The organism is Shewanella spartinae (genome assembly GCF_019457555.1).
In the GTDB taxonomy this organism is placed as follows: Bacteria; Pseudomonadota; Gammaproteobacteria; order Enterobacterales; family Shewanellaceae; genus Shewanella; species Shewanella loihica.
Genome location: NZ_CP080418.1, coordinates 1,915,272 through 1,936,364, shown reverse-complemented (window position 1 = coordinate 1,936,364; position 21,093 = coordinate 1,915,272). Strand labels below are relative to the sequence as shown.

Annotated in this window: 20 protein-coding genes; 3 read left to right on the top strand and 17 right to left on the bottom strand. The window is 54.8% G+C overall.

Annotation, left to right across the window (positions count from 1 at the left end; translation table 11 throughout):
• Positions 1 to 92: 92 nt before the first annotated feature.
• From K0I31_RS08680 to K0I31_RS08640, 9 genes are all read right to left on the bottom strand, one after another.
• Positions 93 to 2,144, bottom strand: coding sequence for a S9 family peptidase (locus tag K0I31_RS08680; protein WP_220080553.1), 2,052 nt, complete (start codon positions 2,142 to 2,144; stop codon positions 93 to 95).
• Positions 2,145 to 2,153: 9 nt separating this feature from the next.
• A complete protein-coding gene (locus K0I31_RS08675) occupies positions 2,154 to 2,411 on the bottom strand; it encodes a hypothetical protein (protein WP_011865473.1) in 258 nt (85 codons plus the stop codon).
• A gap of 113 nt (positions 2,412 to 2,524) precedes the next feature.
• The gene (locus K0I31_RS08670) at positions 2,525 to 3,283 is read right to left on the bottom strand and encodes an SDR family oxidoreductase (protein ID WP_011865472.1); all 759 of its coding nucleotides are present in this window, start codon (positions 3,281 to 3,283) and stop codon (positions 2,525 to 2,527) included.
• 4 nt (positions 3,284 to 3,287) lie between these two features.
• Positions 3,288 to 4,187 (bottom strand): 3-hydroxyisobutyrate dehydrogenase, encoded by a 900-nt coding sequence (mmsB, locus tag K0I31_RS08665; RefSeq protein ID WP_144198853.1) that lies wholly within the window; start codon positions 4,185 to 4,187, stop codon positions 3,288 to 3,290.
• A gap of 35 nt (positions 4,188 to 4,222) precedes the next feature.
• Entirely contained in the window at positions 4,223 to 5,353 is a 1,131-nt protein-coding gene (locus tag K0I31_RS08660; protein ID WP_220080552.1) for an enoyl-CoA hydratase/isomerase family protein, read from the bottom strand.
• Positions 5,353 to 6,126, bottom strand: a complete 774-nt coding sequence (locus K0I31_RS08655; RefSeq protein ID WP_220058417.1) for an enoyl-CoA hydratase — start codon at positions 6,124 to 6,126, stop codon at positions 5,353 to 5,355. The genes K0I31_RS08660 and K0I31_RS08655 overlap by 1 nt, the downstream gene beginning before the upstream one ends.
• Positions 6,127 to 6,141: 15 nt before the next feature.
• Complete coding sequence (locus K0I31_RS08650; RefSeq protein ID WP_220058418.1) at positions 6,142 to 7,299, bottom strand: acyl-CoA dehydrogenase family protein; 1,158 nt, start codon at positions 7,297 to 7,299, stop codon at positions 6,142 to 6,144.
• Between the two features lie 162 nt (positions 7,300 to 7,461).
• Complete coding sequence (locus tag K0I31_RS08645; RefSeq protein ID WP_144198845.1) at positions 7,462 to 8,967, bottom strand: CoA-acylating methylmalonate-semialdehyde dehydrogenase; 1,506 nt, start codon at positions 8,965 to 8,967, stop codon at positions 7,462 to 7,464.
• Positions 8,968 to 9,102: 135 nt separating this feature from the next.
• Positions 9,103 to 10,293 (bottom strand): thiolase family protein, encoded by a 1,191-nt coding sequence (locus tag K0I31_RS08640; protein WP_220080551.1) that lies wholly within the window; start codon positions 10,291 to 10,293, stop codon positions 9,103 to 9,105.
• A 508-nt stretch (positions 10,294 to 10,801) separates the two neighbouring features.
• Between K0I31_RS08640 and K0I31_RS08635 the strand changes: the two genes are divergently transcribed.
• Positions 10,802 to 12,019, top strand: a complete 1,218-nt coding sequence (locus K0I31_RS08635; RefSeq protein WP_258406612.1) for an alpha/beta hydrolase — start codon at positions 10,802 to 10,804, stop codon at positions 12,017 to 12,019.
• An 11-nt stretch (positions 12,020 to 12,030) separates the two neighbouring features.
• Here the strand turns inward: K0I31_RS08635 and K0I31_RS08630 are convergent, their stop codons facing one another.
• The 4 genes from K0I31_RS08630 to cobB form a co-directional block, all read right to left on the bottom strand.
• Complete coding sequence (locus K0I31_RS08630) at positions 12,031 to 12,696, bottom strand: peptidase E (RefSeq protein WP_258406638.1); 666 nt, start codon at positions 12,694 to 12,696, stop codon at positions 12,031 to 12,033.
• Between the two features lie 87 nt (positions 12,697 to 12,783).
• Positions 12,784 to 13,071: an antibiotic biosynthesis monooxygenase family protein gene (locus tag K0I31_RS08625; protein WP_220080548.1), complete on the bottom strand. Its 288-nt coding sequence runs from the start codon at positions 13,069 to 13,071 to the stop codon at positions 12,784 to 12,786.
• Between the two features lie 40 nt (positions 13,072 to 13,111).
• Positions 13,112 to 13,531, bottom strand: a complete 420-nt coding sequence (locus K0I31_RS08620) for an AAA family ATPase (protein ID WP_220080807.1) — start codon at positions 13,529 to 13,531, stop codon at positions 13,112 to 13,114.
• 139 nt (positions 13,532 to 13,670) lie between these two features.
• Complete coding sequence (cobB, locus tag K0I31_RS08615; RefSeq protein WP_011865461.1) at positions 13,671 to 14,417, bottom strand: Sir2 family NAD+-dependent deacetylase; 747 nt, start codon at positions 14,415 to 14,417, stop codon at positions 13,671 to 13,673.
• A 310-nt stretch (positions 14,418 to 14,727) separates the two neighbouring features.
• Between cobB and fur the strand changes: the two genes are divergently transcribed.
• The gene (gene fur / locus K0I31_RS08610; RefSeq protein ID WP_144198831.1) at positions 14,728 to 15,159 is read left to right on the top strand and encodes a ferric iron uptake transcriptional regulator; all 432 of its coding nucleotides are present in this window, start codon (positions 14,728 to 14,730) and stop codon (positions 15,157 to 15,159) included.
• 90 nt (positions 15,160 to 15,249) lie between these two features.
• On the opposite strand, the gene K0I31_RS08605 is transcribed toward fur, so the two are convergent.
• The gene (locus K0I31_RS08605) at positions 15,250 to 15,750 is read right to left on the bottom strand and encodes a GNAT family N-acetyltransferase (RefSeq protein ID WP_011865459.1); all 501 of its coding nucleotides are present in this window, start codon (positions 15,748 to 15,750) and stop codon (positions 15,250 to 15,252) included.
• Positions 15,751 to 15,970: 220 nt separating this feature from the next.
• Here K0I31_RS08605 and K0I31_RS08600 point away from each other — a divergent pair, with 220 nt between their 5' ends.
• Positions 15,971 to 17,644, top strand: a complete 1,674-nt coding sequence (locus K0I31_RS08600) for an FMN-binding glutamate synthase family protein (RefSeq protein ID WP_220080547.1) — start codon at positions 15,971 to 15,973, stop codon at positions 17,642 to 17,644.
• An 86-nt stretch (positions 17,645 to 17,730) separates the two neighbouring features.
• Here the strand turns inward: K0I31_RS08600 and sucD are convergent, their stop codons facing one another.
• From sucD to odhB, 3 genes are all read right to left on the bottom strand, one after another.
• Entirely contained in the window at positions 17,731 to 18,603 is an 873-nt protein-coding gene (sucD, locus tag K0I31_RS08595; RefSeq protein ID WP_011865457.1) for a succinate--CoA ligase subunit alpha, read from the bottom strand.
• A complete protein-coding gene (gene sucC / locus K0I31_RS08590; RefSeq protein ID WP_011865456.1) occupies positions 18,603 to 19,769 on the bottom strand; it encodes an ADP-forming succinate--CoA ligase subunit beta in 1,167 nt (388 codons plus the stop codon). Before sucC ends, sucD begins: the two co-directional genes overlap by 1 nt.
• Positions 19,770 to 19,872: 103 nt before the next feature.
• Positions 19,873 to 21,063 (bottom strand): 2-oxoglutarate dehydrogenase complex dihydrolipoyllysine-residue succinyltransferase, encoded by a 1,191-nt coding sequence (odhB, locus tag K0I31_RS08585; protein WP_220044957.1) that lies wholly within the window; start codon positions 21,061 to 21,063, stop codon positions 19,873 to 19,875.
• Positions 21,064 to 21,093 lie beyond the last annotated feature (30 nt).

Below are 21,093 nucleotides of genomic sequence, written 5' to 3'. Positions count from 1 at the left end.
TTTAAAGCGCGCTACTATAGCCACTTTGGGGGATTTTAGCAACTTAAGCGGGCGATTTTCCGCCGCTTTTCCGCTTAGTTTCTCTGCCGTCTTTAATGGCCTAGGGCGAGCGCGTTATCTATGGTCAGCGGACTCAGCTTATCGGCTGGCGTGAAGCCAAACACCTGACCATAAAAGGATAATTCGGCGTTGAGCGCGGCGATGCGATTCAACGGCTTCTTCACCCCGTGGCCCTCATCGTCAAATTGCAAGTAGGCCACGGGTACGCCCCGGCGTTTCAGCGCGGCGTAGATGGCCTCAGACTGCCTCGCGGGCACGATAGGATCCTTGGCCCCCTGCACCAGCAGCAGCGGCGCCTTGAGATCGTCTAAGTGATATAAAGGTGAGCGCTGACGATAGAGGGGCGAGTTAGGTTTGAGCTCTCCCACCAGGTGATGCAGATAGCCCTGCTCAAACTTATGGGTCTCCCGGTCAAGGGCCTCGAGATCGCTGATCCCCGAGTAGACCACACCGGCCTTGAAGGTGTGATAGAAGGCCATCGCCGAGAGCACGCTGAAGCCGCCGGCGCTCATGCCGCGAATGGCTACCTTGTCGGCATCCACCCAGCCCTTGTCCATCACATAATCGGCCGCCTCGATGGCATCTTCCACCTCGGCACGGCCCCACAGGCCATAGAGACTCTGACGATAGTCGCGGCCAAATCCTGAGCTACCACGATAATTGACATCCAGGACGGCGAAGCCGCGACTGGTCCAGAACTGGATATCCCGGCGAAAACTCAGGCTGGCTCGCCAGGTAGGCCCGCCATGCAACATGACGATCAGCGGCGGGCGTTGATCGTCCGGCGCGATATAATCTGGGTTCATGGGGCCGTAGAAGTAGCCATAGACGGGCAGCCCACTGATGTCTGAGGTAAACTGGATGGACTCGGCGCGTGAGATGTAGCGAGGGTCGAGGGGCGTCACCCTGGGCCCATATACCCACTCGACGCCCCGACCCCGAATGCGATAGATCCCCTTCTCCGGTGTTATCTTACTGCCGATGAAATAGACGCCGTCCGGCCCCTTAACCACCTGTTTAACCTCGGCAAACTCGGCGGCAATCGACTCACTGATCCCAAGCTGGGTATGCAGCCTAAGCAGGTATGTCCTGCCCTCTGTCTGCACGCTGGCGATCAGCTGCTCCTCAGACTCGAAGGCATAGCTGTGGTTGCCCAGCAGCCAGTCGGGCCGGGCAAACTCACCTGCCAGCTCTAGCACAGGCTGAGCCTCGCCCTCAGGTGTGATGCGATAGAGATTCCACCAGTTGTTGAAATCGGCCACCACATAGAGCTCACCGCCGGGGCTGTAGAGCGGCTGAGTGATGGCGCCTTTAAGATTGGCTAGCAGGCGTCTTGGATTGTTAATGCAGCCCTTGGGGTCAAGATCGGCAACCCAGAGCTCAGTGTTGTCCCAAGGCATACTAGGTTGCTGCCAACTTATCCACGCCAGCTGGCGATTATCCGGTGAGACACGGGGCGCTGCGTAAAAATCGCTACCGCTGACCAAAGTCTCGCCTTCGTTTTCAAAATTAAGATTTAACGCCACTATGCTGGCGGTGGGATCCCCTGCCTGGCGGTGATCTTCGCGCACACAGATGATGCGCGAGCCTTTTGGGTAAGAGACGCAGTCGGCGTGGCGAGTATCTGCTGGCGTTAGGGCCACGGGCGCCTGATTGGGGGCGATACGGTAGAGGCGCTGATCGTCACTTTTCACCGCAAACAGGCTGTTACCTATGGCCAGCACGGGAGCGCCGCCATACTCGTGCACCCGGCTCTTCACATCGAATTCGGGATCTATGATGCTCGCCACCTCACCCTTTGGTGTGAGCTTATTCACCCCCACCTTGCCGCCGCGTTCTGCGTCGGCCTGGGTGAAATAGAGCCCACCCTCTATGGGCCTGAGGACGCCGAAGCTGTCCGAGGGGGCGTAGACCTGCTTGGCGGAGAGTACCGAGTGCCAGCTGCCGTAGTCGGCGATCAGACGGCCGCTACGTTTGTCGCGGGGCTGCTCGGGAGGCTCGACCTGAAAAAGGCGCATCGAGAGCACGGCGGCCACGGCCACCATGATCAGCACCAGAGTCAGGTTTTTGAACCGTTGCGCCATAGTCTTACTTCACTTGAATTTACGCCAAAAGAATAACTTACGTCGCAACCACAGGAGAGTGAGCCTCTGCTTCTCACCGCTTAGGCCGAAGTAGATGCAGAGCCAGGGGGAGATCAGAATATACCAGGGCAAGAAGCTGGCCGTAGACTGGGTTATCAGCAGAAAGAAGAAACCAGCATAGATCACCACTACCCCAATGACACCCACGATTAGCATCAGTGTCTTGGTTGCTTGTTCAAACCATATCATCTTTCTTTTTTTACTCATAAGGTTAGATTACATCAAGTGGCACGCCTTAACACATAGCGCCTTTACCAAGGATAGGCGTCGCCATAAAAAAACGGGCACTGGGCCCGTTTCGCACAACTAGAATGAACGACTTAGATGCGGATACCGCCGTCTATTTCGAACACTCGACCGTTTACATAGTCATTTTCGATGATGAACTTAACGGTAGAGGCGATTTCGCTTGCCTGGCCCAGACGTCCAACCGGCACCATCTTCTCCAGACGCTCAAGCGCCTCAGGCTTCATGGCCGCCGTCATCTCAGTCTCGATAACACCCGGCGCCACCGCGGCGCTACGGATATTGTAGCGTGCCAGCTCTTTCGCCCAGCCCACAGACATGGCGGCAACGCCCGCCTTAGAGGCCGCGTAGTTGGTCTGGCCTATGTTACCGGCCTTCGCCAGGCTAGAGATGTTAACGATAACACCCTGCTGCTTAGAGGTGATCATCGCCGCTGCCGCTTCTCGTCCGCAGAGGAATGACCCGGTTAGGTTAACATTGATCACCGCCTGGAACTGCGCCAGCGACATGCGATCAGTCACCTCACCCTCTTTGGCCTTCACCAGCATGCCGTCAAGCAGAATCCCCGCGTTGTTGACCAGCACGTTAACCTGGCCGAAATCTTCAAGGATGTAACCGAAACCGGCCACCACATCTTCTTCATCGGTAATGTCGAAGGCGTAACCTTGCACCTCAGTGGTATCGCCGATATCGGCACAGGCGCGCTCTAGCTTCTCCTGATCCACATCGATAAGTGCCAGCTTGGCACCCGCAGCGGCAAGTTCTTGGGCCATCGCAAAACCTAAACCACCGGCACCACCTGTGATGACAACAACCTTATCTTTTAAATCCATCAACTTACCCTTTTTTATTAAACTGCTCAAAAATACTGGAGAAATCACGCTTACCATTGCCCTGACGGGCATGATTCACGTACAGGCTGCGGGCCAAGGCGCCCATTGGGGTGCTCGAGTTAGAGAGCAAGGCGGCCTCCTGGGACAGACCTAAGTCTTTCACCATGAGATCAACCATGAATCCACCCTGGTAACCATTTGATGATGGCACGTTTTCCATCACATCTGGACAAGGATTATATTTATCTAGCGTCCAATTACCACCACTACTGACCTTCATGATCTCTGAGAGCACCTTAGGATCCAGTCCGTGGTCGATCCCCATCTGAATCGACTCGCTGGTGCCAACCATCAAAACAGACAGCAGCATGTTGTTACAGATCTTGGCCACCTGACCTGCGCCCGGGCCGCCGGCGTGGAAGATATTGGCGCCCATCACGTTCAGCACGCCCTGAGCCTGCTCGAAGGCGGTATCGCTGCCGCCACAGATGAAGGTCAGGGTACCGGCCGCCGCACCTGCTGTGCCACCCGATACTGGCGCGTCGATAAACTCGAGTCCCTTGGCCTTGGCCTGTTCGGCGACAAAGCGCGCGCTCTCTGCGTCTATGGTAGAACAGTCGATGAGCAGGGTGCCGTCGGCTACCACATCTATGATGCCTTTGTTCTGCTCGTCTCCCAGATAGAGACTGCGCACATGCTTGCCCGCAGGCAACATGGTGATCACCACATCGGCCGCCGCCGCTGCCGCGCAAGCGCTCGGCGCCTGCATGGCGCCCTCCTCGACCACATGGCTCAGGGCCGCCTGAGAGAGATCGAAGGCCTTAACCGTGTAGCCAGCCTTCACCAGGTTGACCGCCATCGGGCCACCCATGTTACCTAATCCGATAAATGCAACTGTATTCATGTTTTGCTCCTTTTCTTCAGGTTTTGCCTGAAAAATTATTGGCCTAAGGTGCGCAGTGGATCGTTTTGCGGATCCCATGGCGAGGTCATCAGTGACTTGACCATCTCTTGTGGAACGGCTTCGACGGTGTCATACAACCACTGGGGCTGACGGTCCTTATCGATAAGCAGTGCCCTCACCCCTTCGGCAAAATCACCGATTGCGCAGCAGTTACAGCTTAATCCCAACTCCAGCTGAAATACCTGACTCAGGCTCAACTCAGTGCCTAGCAGCGACTGCTGATACACCAGGTGCAGGCTCAGCGGACTACCGGCCAGCATGGTGCTGAGGGCGCGTGAAAGCCAAGGCTCGGCGTCTTCAACCGCCTTCACTCTGGTCATTATCTCATTGAGGTCACCGTCCATCAGGGCATCGATCTGTGCCTGATGTTGCTCGAGGATGCTCTTGCCCATCGGCTGGTCGCAGCGGCTCGACATCGCCTCAAGCAGCGCGTTGAGCTTACCGTGATTGGCGCAGACATCGCTCTCCCAGTCGATGCTTGAAAGCGCATCGAACAGCGGCTGCTTGTCAGCTGAATTCAGGTAGTGATTACCCAGGCCCACATAGAAGGCGTCGGCGCCATCCATGTTATAGGCGGTCATCCCCAGGAAACGGCCCATATGGCCCGGCATGCGGTTGAGGAAGTAACTGCCGCCCACATCGGGATAGAGGCCGATGGTCACCTCTGGCATGGCGATACGTGAACGCTCGGTCACCACGCGGTGACTGGCACCGGCCATCAGGCCGAGGCCACCGCCCATGACGATGCCATCACCCCACACAAGCACTGGCTTGTCGAAGGTATGCAGCAGATGATCGAGAAAATATTCTCGGGTAAAGAAGTCCTGAGTCACCTCGGGGATCTCGCCCGGCAGCTCACGGGCGGCCTGATAGAGGGCGCGTACATCGCCGCCGGCGCAGAAGGCCTTCTCACCCGCACCGTCAAGGACCACCATGGCGATGGCGTCATCGTCGGCCCAGGCTGTGAGCTGAGTAGTCAGCGCGCGCACCATCTCCATGTTGAGGGCGTTAAGTGCCTTCTCCATGTTGAGGGTGGCCACGCCCACCAGCTTACCCGATAGCGTGCCTAGGGTCTGAAAGACCACACAATTAGTCTGCTCAGTCATTAGCGGTTCTTCCAGTTTGCTTTGCGCTTCTCCAGGAAGGCGTTAACCCCTTCGGCCTGATCTTCGGTATCGAACAGGCCAACAAACAGCTCACGCTCTAGTGGCAGCGCCTGAGTGCGCGGCATAGCGCGGCCCGATTGGATCAACTGCTTACACACGGTCACGCTGCTTGGGCTCTGGTTCGCCACCTTCTCGGCCAGCGCCATGGCGGCATCAAGGGCTGCTCCCTTGTCGACCACCTCTTCGATAAGACCAATACTCAGTGCCTTGTCGGCGCCTACACGCTCACCGCAGAGGATCATACGCTTGGCCCAGCCTTCGCCCACCAGGGCCGTCAGGTTCTGGGTACCGCCGGCACATGGCAGCAGGCCGACTGTGGCTTCTGGCAGTGCCATCACGGCCTGAGCCTCGGCGATACGGATATCACAGGCCAGCGCAACCTCTAGACCGCCGCCCATGGCGTAGCCGTTGATGGCGGCGATAGAGACGCCGCGAAAGCCACTCAGGGCCTCGAAGGCCTCGCCAAAGTGTTTCGCCATAGTGGCGGCGTTACCCTTGTCGCCATCGGCAAATAATTTGAGATCGGCGCCGGCGCTGAAAAATTTCTCGCCTTCGCCGGTCAGTACCAGGGCGTAGATCTCCTTGTTCGCGTTCAGCTCTGTCACCTTCTGCTTAAGCAGGGCCAGGCTGTCGGCCGTCCAAGTGTTGGCCGGTGGGTTGTTCATGGTCAGTACGGCGGTATGGCCGATGATCTGTTCAACTATCGCTGTCATCTCTCTTCTCCCTGACTATAAGATTTGGCTGGCGTTTTCGTCGAGTAGACGACGGGCAATGATGAGACGCATGATCTCGTTAGTGCCCTCTAGGATCTGGTGCACGCGTACGTCGCGGAAATGACGCTCCAGAGGATATTCGCGGATATAACCATAGCCGCCGTGTAGCTGCAGCGCGCTGTCACACACGTTAAAGCCCACATCGGTGGCAAAGCGTTTCGCCATGGCGCAGTAGGCGGTCGCCTCTGGATCGCCAGAATCGAGTTTAAAGGCAGCCAGACGCACCATCTGACGGGCGGCCACCAATTCTGTCGCCATGTCGGCCAGCTTGAATTGCAGCGCCTGGAAGGCGGCGATCGGCTTACCAAACTGCTGACGCTCGTTCATATATTGCTGGGCGCGCTCAAGCGCCGCCTGGGCGGTACCCACTGAGCAGGTCGCGATGTTGATACGACCGCCGTCTAGTCCCTTCATGGCGAAGGTAAAGCCCTGGCCCTCTTCACCCAGTAGGTTAGTTACAGGCACACGCACCTTGTCGAAGGTGATCTCGCGGGTCGGCTGGGCGTTCCAGCCCATCTTGTCTTCCGCCTTGCCGTAGGTGATCCCTGCGGCATCGGCCGGGATGGCGATGGCCGAGATCCCCTTTGGACCTGCGTCGCCGGTGCGGCACATCACCACCAGCAGCTCGGTAGAGCCCGCGCCCGAGATAAACATCTTGGCACCAGAGATCACATACTCGTCGCCTTCACGCACGGCCTTGGTCTTGAGTGAGGCCGCGTCGCTACCCGCCCCCGCCTCGGTCAGACAGTATGAGGCCAGCTTGTTACCTGTGGTCAGCGCCTCAGACCATTCGTCACGTAGGGTCTGAGAGCCAAAGCTGGTCACCATCCAGGTGGCCATGTTGTGAATGGTCAGCATGGCGGTAGTGGCGGTACAGCCCATGGCGAGCTGCTCGAAAATAATGGATGAATCCAGACGCGACAGGCCCATGCCCCCTTCCGACTCGGGCGAGTAGAGTGAGCAGAAACCCAGCTCACCGGCTTTTTGGATCACGTCTTTAGGAAAATGATGTTCTTCGTCCCACTTGGCGGCAAAGGGTGCCAGCTCTTCCTGGGCAAATTGAGTAGCCAGTTCGGCGAACTGACGTTGGTCTTCATTCAGATTAAAATCCATCTGATCTCTCCTTTCGCGCCTTTGTATTTGCCTTGGGCCTTTTATTTGGCTCCAGTCTCCGGCTTATTTATGGCGGCGCATAACTTGTTGAAGGCTAGTAATGATAAAAGCGATTCGGCCCCGGCCTTATCGCTTTTACCTTGCAAGGTCTCTTGCTATCCCTTATTTCAGGGCAATCGTCATGTTAGGCGCATGGTGCTCCGCCTCGACAATATCTGTCTCGAACCAGCGAGCGGTAATAGTCTTGGTCTCTGTGTAGAAACGCACCGCCTGCTTACCATAGGCGTGTTGATCGCCGTAGAAGCTGCCCTTCCAACCGGTAAACGAGAAGAATGGCAGCGGCACAGGAATTGGCACGTTGATCCCTACCTGACCCACTTCGATATTGTGCTGATATTTACGGGCCGCGGCGCCGCATGCGGTGAAGATAGAGGTACCGTTACCGTATGGGCTGTTGTTCACCAGTTCGATCGCCTCTTCCAGCGACTCGACTTCCATGCAGCAGAGCACAGGGCCGAAGATCTCTTCCTTGTAGATGCTCATGTCTGTGGTCACATTGGTAAACATGGTTGGGCCGACCCAGTTGCCGTTTTCATAGCCTTCGACGGTGAAATCGCTACCGTCCAGCAGACACTCGGCGCCCTCTTCCTTACCCTGGGCGATCAGCTTAAGCACACGCTCCTTGGCTGCTGGGCTGATCACCGGGCCATAGGCCGCGTCTTTATCGTCCCATACGCCCGGTCTAACCTTGGCGATGGCGTCACGCAGCTCAGGGATCCACTTCTTAGCTTCGCCGACAAACACCGCTACCGATAGCGCCATACAGCGCTGACCGGCCGCGCCCACAGAGGCGCCTACCAGGTTGTTGATCACCTGCTGCTTGTTGGCATCTGGCATGATGACGCAGTGGTTCTTGGCACCGGCAAAGGCCTGAACGCGCTTGAGGTTGTCGGTACCTGTCTTATAGATGTACTGACCCACGCCCACAGAGCCGACGAAAGAGATCGCCTTGATATCCTGATGGCTTAGCAGCACGTCTACCGCCGTCTTGTCGCCATGTACCAGCTGCAGTACGCCCTTAGGCGCGCCAGCTTCTTCGAACAGCTCAACCAGACGCTGGGGCGTCAGCGGATCTTGCTCTGATGGCTTCAGTACGAAGGTGTTACCACAGGCGATCGCCAGAGGGAACATCCACAGTGGGATCATCGCCGGGAAGTTAAACGGCGTAATACCGGCGCACACCCCCAGCGGTTGTGTGTAGCTATAGGTGTCTATGCTGCGGGCCACGTTTTCAACGGTTTCGCCCATGATCAGGCTGGCGATATTACAGGCATGCTCTGCCACCTCGATACCGCGCCATACATCGCCCTTGGCATCTTCGAACGTCTTACCGGTTTCCTGGGCCAGGATGGTGGCGATCTCATCGTGATGCAGCTTTAGCAGGTGCTGGTAACGGAACATGACGCGCGCACGCTCAGACACAGGCACCTCTTTCCAGGTAGCAAAGGCTTGCTTGGCGCTGGCGATCGCGGTTTCAACTTCTTCTACCGTAGCGGCGTTGATGGTGGCAATCACCTCGTTGTTCGCAGGGTTGGTGACAGAGATCTGTTGCTGGCCGCTACCTAAAATAAACTGACCGTCGATGTAATGTTTTACTTGAGTTGTCATATCGCTTTCCTAAATACGTCTAACAGGCCTGGGCGAATGCCGCTGCCTGATGATCTGCTATGTAAGTGACAGCAAAAAACTCACATAATCATGGGTGAATGCATAGGCTCGCTTTCGCGAGCCTAAATAAGGGAATTACACTTCGATAGCCATGGCCGTGGCTTCACCACCACCGATACAAAGTGATGCCACGCCACGCTTAAGGCCTCTGGCCTTCAGGGCGTGAATAAGCGTCACCAGCACGCGGGCACCCGAGCAGCCGATAGGATGGCCCAGGGCACAGGCGCCGCCATTGACGTTAACCTTAGCCTCATCCAGGCCAAGTTCAGAGATGGCAAGCATGGTGACCATGGCGAAGGCTTCGTTGATCTCAAACAGATCCACCTCGTCTTTCGACCAGTTCACCTTATCCAGCAGCTTGTTCATGGCACCCACTGGCGCCGTGGTGAACATAGAAGGCTCTTGTGAATGGGTAGTATGGCCCTTGATAGTGGCCAGAACTTCTAGACCGCGCTTGCTCGCCTCATCGGCACTCATCAGCATCAACACAGCAGCGCCATCTGAGATAGAGCTTGAGTTGGCAGCTGTGATGGTGCCATCTTTGGCGAAAGCGGGACGCAGAGTTGGGATCTTCTCAGGTCTTGCGTTACCTGGCTGCTCGTCGGTATCGACAACAAGATCGCCTTTGCGGCTCGCCACGGTAACCGGCACTATCTCGTCCTTGAAGGCGCCAGATTCGATGGCGGCGTTAGCTTTTTGCAGCGAGCTCAGGGCGAAGTTATCCATCGCCTCACGGGTAATACCAAAATCATCGGCCGTCTTCTGGGCAAAGGTGCCCATGGCGCCGCCTGTGTAGGCATCTTCCAGTCCATCTAAGAACATGTGATCCAGCACCTTGCCATGACCCATGCGCATGCCGCCACGAGCCTTATCCAGCAGGTAAGGCGCCTGGCTCATGCTCTCCATACCACCGGCGATCACGACATCTGCGCTACCGGCCTTGATCAGGTCGTGAGCCAGCATGACTGTCTTCATGCCCGAACCACACACCTTGTTGACTGTAGTCGCGCCTACAGACAGGGGAAGATCCGCACCTAAGGTTGCCTGACGCGCCGGCGCCTGACCCAGGCCTGCCGGTAATACGCAGCCCATCAAGACTTCGTTGACATCGCCACCCTGAACGCCGGCAGCGTCCATGAGTCCCTTGATCGCCGTGGCGGCGAGTGTCGGTGACGGCACGCTGGAAAGGGATCCCTGGAATCCGCCCATTGGGGTGCGTTTAGCCGCGACAATCACGATTTCTTGGTTAGTTTGCTCTGTACTCATCTTCCGCTCCATTCAAGGTACTTATGCGCTCACATCACACGACTCCCCTTGGGGAGTGTGATCATGTTCAAATAATATCACTGTGACGTTTACGCGAACGTAAAGCAAGCATTAACTGGTCGAATTTCACTAACTTTAGTCTAATGTCTTGTCAGGCTGAATTTACAGCTTGGCGACAAGATGCTGTTTTTGGTGGTGTGCGCAACAAGGGGAATAAGCTAGCCTGCTGCTGTAAAACATGAGTAAAGCGATTAAAAACAATAAGTAATGGATAGAAAAGGCAAGATGAAGCACTTTTTAGCAAGACATAAGTGACTATTTACTGGTAAAAATAAGGTTAAAAATATAAGGCTATCGGCCTACTAGTTTCACATGGACGGGACGACTTATGACTCCAATACCTAAGACATCAATACCGAAGACATCAGTACCTACAACACCAGAACCAATAAGAACAAATACCCCTACAGCCCTGGGAAAATGCCTTTCCCTCTGCGCCTGCCTGCTATTGACCCTCACCCAGGCATGGGCCGAGACGCCAGCTAACGCAGACGTCACAGCAAGTGGCAATGCCATCATCGCGGGATACGAATTTAGCCATGACTCGCGCGAGTTTAAGGCGCCAAGGCGCTACATGGTCTCCCTGCCCGAAGGCTACCATGGCAACACGCGGCACTACCCCGTGCTCTATGTGGTGGATGCCGACTTTCAATTTCAACATGTATCAGCCCTGGCACTGCATCTGGCGCGCATGGGCAAGATAGCGCCCATGATAGTGGTGGGCATCGCCAATCAAGGCCAGAGCGATTATCTCTACACCACCACCTGGAAGAGCGACGAGGGCGAGGCCTTTGGCGGCGCAGACACCTTCTATCGCTATCTGACCAAGGAGCTAATACCCGCCATAAACCAGCAGTTTCGCACCAATCCCCACAAGGCGCTGGCCGGATACTCGCTGGGCGGTCTCTTCACCCTCTATGCCATGACGCAAACCGGGAGCCCCTTCGATGCCTATCTGACCATGAGCCCCAGCGTTTGGTATGACAAGATGCACTATATCGAGTTACTCAAGCAGCGCTTGCAGAAAGCGCCCATCGAGGCGCCGCTGTTCTTGACCCTGGCCAATGAGCAGGAGATGGGGGTCGATGAACTGGTGAGTTCACTCAAAGGCTATGACGAGCAAAAGATCCACTGGCAGTTTAAGCAGTACCCGGACGAAAATCACTTCACCACCGCCCTGCCCGCACTCAATGACGGTCTGCTGTTTTTATCACCAGACTACGGCCTGGATGGCAGTGATATGCTGGCCCTTGGCGACTACCGCGCCGTGCTGGATTATTTTGCCAAGCGCAAGGCAAACTGGGCCGGCTTTCATATCGAGTGGCTGCAGGCTTACCAGTTTGGCAAGTATCTGTTCTGGTCAAAGCAACTCGATAAACTCGATGCGATCTTAACAGCGGTAAAGCAGGAATTTCCCGACTCGCTCACCATAGTGACTGTACAGGTGGCCAAGGGATTTAACGTTAAGGGCGACGGTGCGCGGGCCAAGGCCCTGCTGGACAGTGTTGCTAAAGAGGGCGAAGCCTCACCCTACTGGCACAGGGAGATGAGTCTCTACTATCAATCTCAAGGCGATGAGGCAAACGCGCACCACCATCAGCAGAAGGCGCTAGCGCTGGCTGAGCAGTATCACCTCAATACCTGGGAGTTATGGGAGTTGCAATAGTGGCTTTGCCTTTAAACTAAGGACATAAGGCTCACACCATCGAACAGCAGTGGCTGACCGAAACCGCTCAGCCCTGCCTTGGTGGCGACAACGGCATCCTCATCACCACAGAGGATCAGCGGATACTCGGCCAGAGAAGCGGCCTCAAGCAGGCAAGCGGCCCTGACGCTGAGTGCTACGCCGCCATCGCTCAGATCGCTATGGGGCAGAAACTGATAGGGAAGCAACCCCATCCCATTCATATCGCTCAGCCCCAGGTGATTCTCATCGCCGCACAGGGGCGCACAGGCGATGCTTGGCGTCATCAATATGGCGCCGGCGCTGAGTCCGATCAAGATCCCGCCGCGATTGAGATATTCGGCAAACTCCGCCATCAGGCCGCGTTTCTGCACCTGAGCCAGAAATTGAAAGGTATCGCCGCCGGCAAGGTGAATCGCCCGGCAGTTGAGTAATCTATCCAGCCCTGCCTGGGTATAGCTCTGCTCGAGATCCAGATAATGGCTAAGCGCCATGCCTAAGCGGGCATACTGCTGCTGAGTCCCTAGGTAGTAGCTTTGCTCCGGCTCATGGCCCGAGGCCAGATAACCCAGGCTAGTACGCTTATTAGCACCTTGGTTGAGCACAGAGGTTATCGCCGCCTGGCTTGCCGCGCTGTTAAGATCGCTGATCAGCACCATAGTCACTGTTTCGTCTCCTTGTGAGGCTTTCCTTCCGAGGCAAATGTTCTGCTTAATTCTCAATAAAGGCTTAGTTAAGTATTTGTCTTAGCCTTGATACTGACGCTTGATCTCCACCACCTCGACCCTGTAGCTCTCATACCAGGCCTCGCGGCCAAGTTGCTGGGCGATTCTATGTTCGCTGTCTTGTTTCCAGGCCAGAATATCGGCCTCGTTGCGCCAATAGGAGATGGCGATCTCCTGCTCGCCTTCGGTAACGGCAACGAAATCCTGGCAGTGGTACTTATCCATCGCCAACTGCCTCATCTTGGCGGCCATCTCGGCATATCTGGCATCTAAAGTGGCTACCTTGGCCCGAAAAATCACGGCAAACATCTTGCTTCCTCAAGAGAATAAATCGGAAAGATTATGGTCTTTACAGCTGCTGGAATTGACGCGCCATCGCCTGGATCTGCTTTAGCCCCAGGCCATGCTGGTTACGCTCGGCGCACAGCGCCTGATGCGCCGCATCCTGCGGGTCACCAATCAGCAAAATACGCACCTGATAGCCCATCGCCTTGGCAGCGGCCTCATAGGCGATAAACTCCCAGTGGGCCATGTTGGTGTTATCGCAGATCACCACGGGCTCCTGGCGCGACAAGGCCTGAATGAAACCGGTTAGATTAAGCTGATGATATTCAGACAGCTTACTGGCATCGAAGCGGTACTCGCCCGCGATGATGAAACGATCGTCGGTGGAGAAGTAGCCGCGGCGGCGAATCGCGTCACCGTCGGGGCGAGTGGCAATGAAGCCATCGACCCAGTGACTCTTACCACTGCCCGGCAGGCCGCGCATGATGATCGCTAGCCGGCTGGTGAGACTGTCCGCCGCAGTCGCAGCGTTTTGTGTCTGCACTTCGCCGCCGAGGTCACACTCAAATTGGCTCACGCCTTGGCCTCAAACCTTAAACTCATGCCTTAACTCATGCCTTAAATCACACATTAGCGGCGCCAGATAAGGGCTTCTCGCCAATCACCTCGCCTGCGAGGATCTGCTCCACCAGTTGCGGCACTATCTCGCTGGCCTTGCCTTGCAGGTGATACTGGAATTGGCTGTGGCGATCTGCTGGCACCAGGTTGACCTCTACCGTCTGCGCACCATGATGATTGGCGGTGTCGACGAAGCCCGCCGCCGGATAAACTGTGCCCGAGGTGCCGATGGCGATAAAGAGATCGCAAGTGTCCAGCGCATGCTGTATGCGATCTAAGCCTATGGGCATCTCGCCGAACCAGACTACGTGGGGGCGCAGTCGCTGGGCGGGAATGCAGCAGGTACAGGTATGATTGACCCCAAAGTGATCGGTTAGCAGAAAGGTCTGATGGGAGCGCGGGCAGCGTCCCTTGGTTAGCTCACCATGCATATGCAGCAGGCGACGGGAACCTGCACGTTCATGCAGGTCGTCGATATTTTGCGTCACCACCAGCAGCTGGCCATCGAACTCCTGCTCGAGCCTCGCTAGCGCCTTGTGGGCGGCATTGGGTTCTATCTTGCCATTGTGAAGCTGTTGCCAACGCTCGTTATAGAAGCGCTCCACCATTTCCGGGTCGCGGGCATAACCTTCAGGCGTCGCCACGTCCTCGATTTTATGCTCTTCCCAAAGCCCATCTTGATCCCTAAAGGTTCTCAAGCCAGATTCCGCTGAGATCCCCGCCCCAGTTAACACTACGATCTGCCGATACATCCCTCTTCCTTATTTTTATGCTTTTGCGGGTCGCTATCGCCCACAGGATACAGGTTGACCAGATTTCATCCTGCCAGAGTTGCCGCCGTTAGGCTATTAGGCATTAGTCTCAATAACATTACAAAAAGTACGCGTTAAATTCAGCCTAAATCACACAGGTAGGGCCAATTTAGAACAAATTTCTGCCGATGCGAACAATATGCAAGATCAAAGGTTTAAGTTTTCAAATTCAACCCCTATAATGGTTCTCAACATCAACTACTGAACCACTATTGGCATTGCTAATGGTTCTTCAATCCAGAGATTAATAATGACAGATGGAAATCAAGCGCTAAAGAAAGCGGGATTAAAGGTCACCTTACCACGAGTCAAGATCCTCGAGCTGATGCAGGAGCCCGAAAACCAGCATATCAGTGCAGAAGAACTATATAAGAAATTGCTCGATATTGGCGAAGAGATTGGACTGGCCACGGTATACCGTGTACTGAACCAGTTCGATGACGCGGGTATCGTCACCCGTCACCATTTCGAAAGCGGCAAGGCGGTATTTGAGCTGGCCTCGACCCACCATCATGATCATCTGGTGTGTCTCTCTTGCGGCAAGGTGATCGAGTTCTCTGATGAAGTGATCGAGAGACGCCAGGACGAGATCGCCATGAAGCACAACATCAAGCTGACCAACCACAGCCTATATCTCTACGGTGTCTGCACCAACGACGAGTGCGACCACGGCGACGAATAATTCGCAGGCAAACAGCCGATAAAGAAAAACCAGCTTAATGCTGGTTTTTCTTTATCTAAGGTTTATTCCTCAAGTGAGTTAATGCCTTCATCACAACACCTTGTGAAATACGTTCACCTTGTGGCCCATGAACTTACTGCGTTCACGCTCAGCCATGCCCAGCTTACGCGCCACCCCTTCGGAGCCCTTGTTGCCCAGCAGTATGAGCGCTATCGCCTCGTCTATGCCGTGATCTTTAAAGCGTGACAGCGCCGCATGACCTGCCTCGCTGCCAATCCCCTTGCCCCAATACTCGGGCAGATAACGATAGCCCAGCTCCACCTCATCAAACTCCTTGATGTAAGTGGGACCGCAGAAGCCTATCACCTTGTTGTCAGCCTTATGCTCTACCGCCCAGCGGCCAAAGCCACGCTCGCGATAGTTTTTCAGCAGCACATTTTCCAAAATATCCTCTGCCTGCGAGCGACAGGTCATGGGCGCGCCGGGAATATAAGTCAGCACCTCGGGAATGCTATTGAGCAGAAATAGACTCTCCACATCCTTGGCCTCGAATCGACGTAAAATCAGCCTCTCTGTTTCTGCGATGAACATCTGTCACTCCTTTCTTTTCCCCCATCCAGCCCAACAATATACCCACTACAGAGTAGATTAGAAAGTATTAATCTAGGGATTTGTCGACCCAGCTTTACACTAACCCCGCTTAAAATAAGCAAAATTCATCGCTCGCCACAGAGATGGCCGATTGCCAAAGCCGCCGCAATGACGTTCAATAGACAGATAATGATAAGTGTCTGCAATACAGGAATGCGTTATGACAATCATGCAAAAGGTCTTTTGGCTTATCGCCACCCTAGGTAACGGGGCCGGACTCTATTTATATCTCACCTTTGGCGGCACCGGCGCCGCCTTCGTTCTCAGCTTTACCCTGCTCTACACCTTGGTCGGCGCCTACGATCTGCTCTTTAGCTCCCACACCCTTAACCGCCTCTACCCTGTGGTCGCCTACCTACGCTACTTCCTCGAGTCTTACCGGGTAGAGATACAGCAGTACTTTATCGCCAGCGACACAGAGGAAGCCCCCTTTAACCGCGAGCAACGCTCCTTGGTCTATCAAAGGGCCAAGAATGTGCGCGATACCATAGCCTTCGGCACCCAGCGCGATCTGTTAGAGGAGAACTATCTGAGCCTGTGGCACTCGCTGTCGCCAAAACATATCGATGAGCAGGCCAAGCGGGTGCGCATCGGCGGACCAGACTGCACTCAGCCCTATGATGCCTCTTACTTTAATATCTCGGCCATGAGCTTTGGCTCCCTCAGCGCCAATGCCATCGAGGCACTCAACCTGGGTGCCAAGAAGGCGGGCTGCTATCACAACACGGGGGAAGGCGGCGCCAGTCCCTATCACCTCAAGCATGGCGGCGACCTGGTGTGGCAGATAGGCTCCGGCCTGTTTGGCTGCCGCGACGATGAGGGTAACTTCAACCCAGACAGCTTCGAGAAGATGGCCAAACGACCACAGATCAAGATGATAGAGATAAAGCTCAGCCAGGGGGCCAAGCCGGGTCACGGCGGCGTGCTGCCCAAGGCCAAGATCACCCAGGAGATCGCCCTCATTCGCCATATTCCCATGGATAAAGACTGTGTCTCCCCTGCGGTCAACCCTGAATGTACCACGCCTATCGCCCTGCTCAACTTCGTCAAACACCTGCGGGAGTTGAGTGGTGGCAAGCCGGTGGGCTTTAAGCTCTGCATAGGTAATCCGGCCGAGTTTCTCGCCATCTGTAAGGCAATGCTCAAGACAGGCATCACACCCGATTTTATCACCATCGATGGCGCCGAAGGCGGCACGGGGGCGGCGCCGGTCGAGTTCAGTAACCGCCTGGGGATGATGTGTCTCGAAGGAGTCTACTTTGCCAACAACGCCCTGGTGGGCGTGGGTCTGAGGCACAAGATCACCCTGATCGCCTCGGGCAAGACGGCCTCCAGCTTCGACCTGCTCACCAAGATCGCCATGGGCGCCGACTTAGTCAACGCCGCCCGCACCATGATGCTGTCGCTGGGCTGCATTCAGTCCAGAAGCTGTAACACCAACATGTGTCCCACGGGTATTGCGACTCAAGATCCCGCCCGCTCCAAGGCGCTGGATGTACAGGTGAAGAGCGAGCGGGTGAAGAACTTCCATCACAACACCCTAAAAGCCTTCTATGAACTGGTGGGCAGCATGGGGCTGGATAACCCCAACAAGTTAAAGCCTAGGATGATCAAGCGCCGCTCTCCCTATGGCCTGCTGATCTCCACCGGCAGCCTGGTGGCACCCCTGACCCACAACGCCATCATAGAAGAGAAGCTGCAAGGCACCGCCTGGGCATCCTGGTGGCAGCAGTGCACCGCCGAAGACTTCTACTGCGAGGATACCTATATCCTGACCCCAGCCGAGTTTGGCCTCTCCCGTCATAGGGAAAACGGCCACAGGAAAAATGCTTAAGCTTTAAAAGCAAACAGATTTGATAGGTAATAAAAAAGGCGCCCTAAGGCGCCTTTTTTAATTCATGCTACAGACTTAGATGGATATTACCAGCCAGTCTTAGCACGCAGTGCACTGCCGATGTCGGCAAGTGAACGTACGGTAGTCACGCCTGCCGCTTCTAGTGCAGCAAACTTGTCTTCAGCCGTACCTTTACCGCCAGCGATGATCGCGCCAGCGTGGCCCATACGCTTACCAGCAGGAGCAGTAACACCGGCAATGTAAGAGACAACAGGCTTAGTCACGTTAGCCTTGATGTAAGCAGCAGCTTCTTCTTCAGCAGTACCACCGATCTCGCCGATCATAACGATAGCTTCGGTCTGTGGATCGTTTTGGAACATTTCCAATACGTCGATGAAGTTAGTACCTGGGATTGGGTCACCACCGATACCAACACAAGTTGATTGGCCGAAACCTTCGTCAGTCGTTTGCTTAACCGCTTCATAGGTTAGAGTACCAGAGCGAGACACGATGCCCACTTTACCTGGCTTGTGGATGTGACCTGGCATGATACCGATCTTACATTCGCCTGGGGTGATAACACCTGGGCAGTTTGGACCGATCATGCGAACGCCAGTCTCTTCCAGCTTAACCTTAACTTCCAGCATATCCAGAGTAGGAATACCTTCAGTAATACAAACGATTAGCTCGATGCCGCCGTCGATAGCTTCCAAGATAGCGTCTTTACAGAAAGGCGCAGGTACATAGATAACGGTAGCAGTCGCACCGGTTTCAGCCACAGCATCTTTTACTGTGTTGAATACAGGCAGACCCAGGTGAACCTGACCGCCCTTGCCTGGCGAAACACCGCCAACCATTTGCGTACCGTAAGCGATTGCTTGCTCAGAGTGGAAAGTACCTTGACCGCCAGTGAAACCCTGACAGATAACCTTGGTATCTTTGTTAATTAATACAGACATTATTTGCCCTCCGCAGCAGCAACAACTTTAACAGCAGCGTCGGTTAGCGACTCGGCTGCAATAATGTCAAGACCAGAGTTAGCCAATACTTCGCGACCGAGATCTGCGTTAGTACCTTCTAGACGAACAACCACTGGCACTTCAACACCCACTTCTTTAACGGCACCAATGATACCTTCAGCGATCATGTCACAACGTACGATACCACCGAAGATGTTAACCAGAACCGCTTTCACGTTAGCGTCAGACAAGATGATCTTGAATGCTTCAGCAACACGTTCTTTAGTCGCGCCGCCACCAACGTCAAGGAAGTTAGCTGGCTTGCCGCCGTGCAGGTTAACGATGTCCATAGTACCCATAGCTAGGCCGGCACCGTTTACCATGCAGCCTACGTTACCGTCTAGGGCAACATAGTTCAGCTCGAATTTTGCCGCGTGTGCTTCACGAGCGTCATCCTGTGATGGATCGTGCATGTCACGGATCTTTGGTTGACGGAACAGTGCGTTGCCATCGATACCAATCTTACCGTCTAGACAGTGGATGTTGCCTTCGGTAGTGATAACCAGAGGGTTGATCTCAAGCAGTGCGAAGTCGTGGTCGGTGAACATAGTCGCCAGACCCATGAAGACTTTAGTGAACTGCTTCATCTGAGTTGGGTTCAGACCCAACTTGAAGCCAAGATCGCGTGCTTGGTAAGGCTGAGGACCTGTCAAAGGATCGATAATCGCCTTGTGGATCAGCTCAGGTGTCTCTTCGGCAACTGTTTCAATCTCAACGCCACCTTCGGTAGACGCCATGAAGACAACGCGACGGGTCGCACGGTCAACAACGGCACCTAGGTACAGCTCGTTTGCGATATCAGTGCAGCTTTCGACTAGGATCTTAGCAACTGGCTGACCTTTTTCGTCAGTCTGATAAGTTACCAGGTTTTTACCTAACCAATGCTCAGCAAATGCTCTGATCTCTTCTTTATCGCCGGTAACTTTAACGCCACCTGCTTTACCACGGCCGCCTGCGTGTACTTGACACTTAACAACCCACATATCTCCGCCAATATGGCCAGCCGCTTCTACCGCCTCTTGAGGGGTATCACAAGCATAACCTTCTGACACTGGTAAACCATATTCGGCAAATAGGGCTTTTGCCTGATACTCATGCAAATTCATGATGATCTATCCGTATACTTCTAATCTAATCCAACCGGCTCAATAGAGCCGGTAGCGAGGGGTGATGCCTACCGTTGCCGACAGGCATCGAAACAACATCGTCTTACAGGTCTAATAGTAGACGAGTTGGGTCTTCCAGGAAGTCCTTAATGGCAACCAGGAAGCCAACAGACTCACGACCATCGATGATACGGTGGTCATAAGAGAGTGCTAGGTACATCATAGGTAGAATTTCTACCTGACCATTAACCGCCATTGGGCGATCTTTGATGGCATGCATGCCCAAGATAGCGCTTTGTGGCAGGTTAAGGATTGGGGTAGACATTAGCGAGCCAAATACGCCGCCGTTAGTCACGGTGAAGTTACCGCCGGTCATGTCGTCAACAGTCAGCTTACCGTCGCGGCCCTTGATAGCTAGGTCACGAACGTTACGCTCGATGTCAGCCAGGCTCATGGTGTCTGTGTCACGCAGTACTGGGGTTACCAGGCCACGAGGCGTAGAAACCGCGATGCTCACGTCGAAGTAGTTGTGGTAAACGATATCATCACCGTCGATAGAGGCATTCACTTCAGGGAAACGCTTCAGTGCTTCGGTCACGGCTTTCACGTAGAAAGACATGAAACCAAGACGGATGCCGTGCTTCTTCTCGAACAGCTCTTGATACTGCTTACGAATGTCCATGATAGGCTTCATGTTCACTTCGTTGAAAGTCGTCAGCATAGCGGTTGAGTTCTTCGCTTCCAGCAGACGGTTAGCGATAGTCTTACGCAGACGCGTCATAGGTACACGCTTCTGGCTACGCTCACCTAGCGGCGCAACAACGGCTGGCGCCGCTGCTTTAGCAGCAGGCGCTGACTTGATGAAGGCTTCCACATCTTCTTTAGTGATACGACCGCCAACACCAGTACCCTTGATCTTAGCGGCATCCAGGTTGTGCTCGGCAATCAGACGACGTACAGATGGGCTCAGGGCATCGTTAGACTCTTCGCTAGCCGCTTCCGCTTGCGGGGCTGCCGCTTCGGCTTGCTCTTTAGAGACTTCCTGACCGGCAACCGCACCAGCAACAAACTTAGCGATTACGGCTTCGGCCAACACTGTGTCGCCCTCTTCCGCCAGGAACTCAACGATTGAACCATCTTCTGGTGCAACCACTTCTAGAACCACCTTGTCGGTTTCGATATCAACCAGGTTTTGATCACGAGACACTTGCTCGCCAGCTTTAACATGCCATGTGGCGATGGTTGCATCAGCAACTGATTCTGGCAGTACGGGTACCTTAATTTCGATACTCATGGAAAGCTATCCTTTTTATAAATTGTCTAT

What these genes read in the sequence shown, in the direction of transcription:
- K0I31_RS08630 (WP_258406638.1), bottom strand. Translation starts at nt 12,696, where the DNA reads ATGGTGCTGATCAGCGATCTTAACAGCGCGGCAAGCCAGGCGGCGATA.
- K0I31_RS08655 (WP_220058417.1), bottom strand. Translation starts at nt 6,126, where the DNA reads ATGACAGCGATAGTTGAACAGATCATCGGCCATACCGCCGTACTGACC.
- sucC (WP_011865456.1), bottom strand. Translation starts at nt 19,769, where the DNA reads ATGAATTTGCATGAGTATCAGGCAAAAGCCCTATTTGCCGAATATGGT.
- cobB (WP_011865461.1), bottom strand. Translation starts at nt 14,417, where the DNA reads ATGTATCGGCAGATCGTAGTGTTAACTGGGGCGGGGATCTCAGCGGAA.
- K0I31_RS08640 (WP_220080551.1), bottom strand. Translation starts at nt 10,293, where the DNA reads ATGAGTACAGAGCAAACTAACCAAGAAATCGTGATTGTCGCGGCTAAA.
- K0I31_RS08645 (WP_144198845.1), bottom strand. Translation starts at nt 8,967, where the DNA reads ATGACAACTCAAGTAAAACATTACATCGACGGTCAGTTTATTTTAGGT.
- K0I31_RS08670 (WP_011865472.1), bottom strand. Translation starts at nt 3,283, where the DNA reads ATGGATTTAAAAGATAAGGTTGTTGTCATCACAGGTGGTGCCGGTGGT.
- mmsB (WP_144198853.1), bottom strand. Translation starts at nt 4,187, where the DNA reads ATGAATACAGTTGCATTTATCGGATTAGGTAACATGGGTGGCCCGATG.
- odhB (WP_220044957.1), bottom strand. Translation starts at nt 21,063, where the DNA reads ATGAGTATCGAAATTAAGGTACCCGTACTGCCAGAATCAGTTGCTGAT.
- sucD (WP_011865457.1), bottom strand. Translation starts at nt 18,603, where the DNA reads ATGTCTGTATTAATTAACAAAGATACCAAGGTTATCTGTCAGGGTTTC.
- fur (WP_144198831.1), top strand. Translation starts at nt 14,728, where the DNA reads ATGACAGATGGAAATCAAGCGCTAAAGAAAGCGGGATTAAAGGTCACC.
- K0I31_RS08605 (WP_011865459.1), bottom strand. Translation starts at nt 15,750, where the DNA reads ATGTTCATCGCAGAAACAGAGAGGCTGATTTTACGTCGATTCGAGGCC.
- K0I31_RS08620 (WP_220080807.1), bottom strand. Translation starts at nt 13,531, where the DNA reads ATGCGCGGCCTGCCGGGCAGTGGTAAGAGTCACTGGGTCGATGGCTTC.
- K0I31_RS08650 (WP_220058418.1), bottom strand. Translation starts at nt 7,299, where the DNA reads ATGGATTTTAATCTGAATGAAGACCAACGTCAGTTCGCCGAACTGGCT.
- K0I31_RS08680 (WP_220080553.1), bottom strand. Translation starts at nt 2,144, where the DNA reads ATGGCGCAACGGTTCAAAAACCTGACTCTGGTGCTGATCATGGTGGCC.
- K0I31_RS08660 (WP_220080552.1), bottom strand. Translation starts at nt 5,353, where the DNA reads ATGACTGAGCAGACTAATTGTGTGGTCTTTCAGACCCTAGGCACGCTA.
- K0I31_RS08625 (WP_220080548.1), bottom strand. Translation starts at nt 13,071, where the DNA reads ATGTTTGCCGTGATTTTTCGGGCCAAGGTAGCCACTTTAGATGCCAGA.
- K0I31_RS08600 (WP_220080547.1), top strand. Translation starts at nt 15,971, where the DNA reads ATGACAATCATGCAAAAGGTCTTTTGGCTTATCGCCACCCTAGGTAAC.
- K0I31_RS08675 (WP_011865473.1), bottom strand. Translation starts at nt 2,411, where the DNA reads ATGAGTAAAAAAAGAAAGATGATATGGTTTGAACAAGCAACCAAGACA.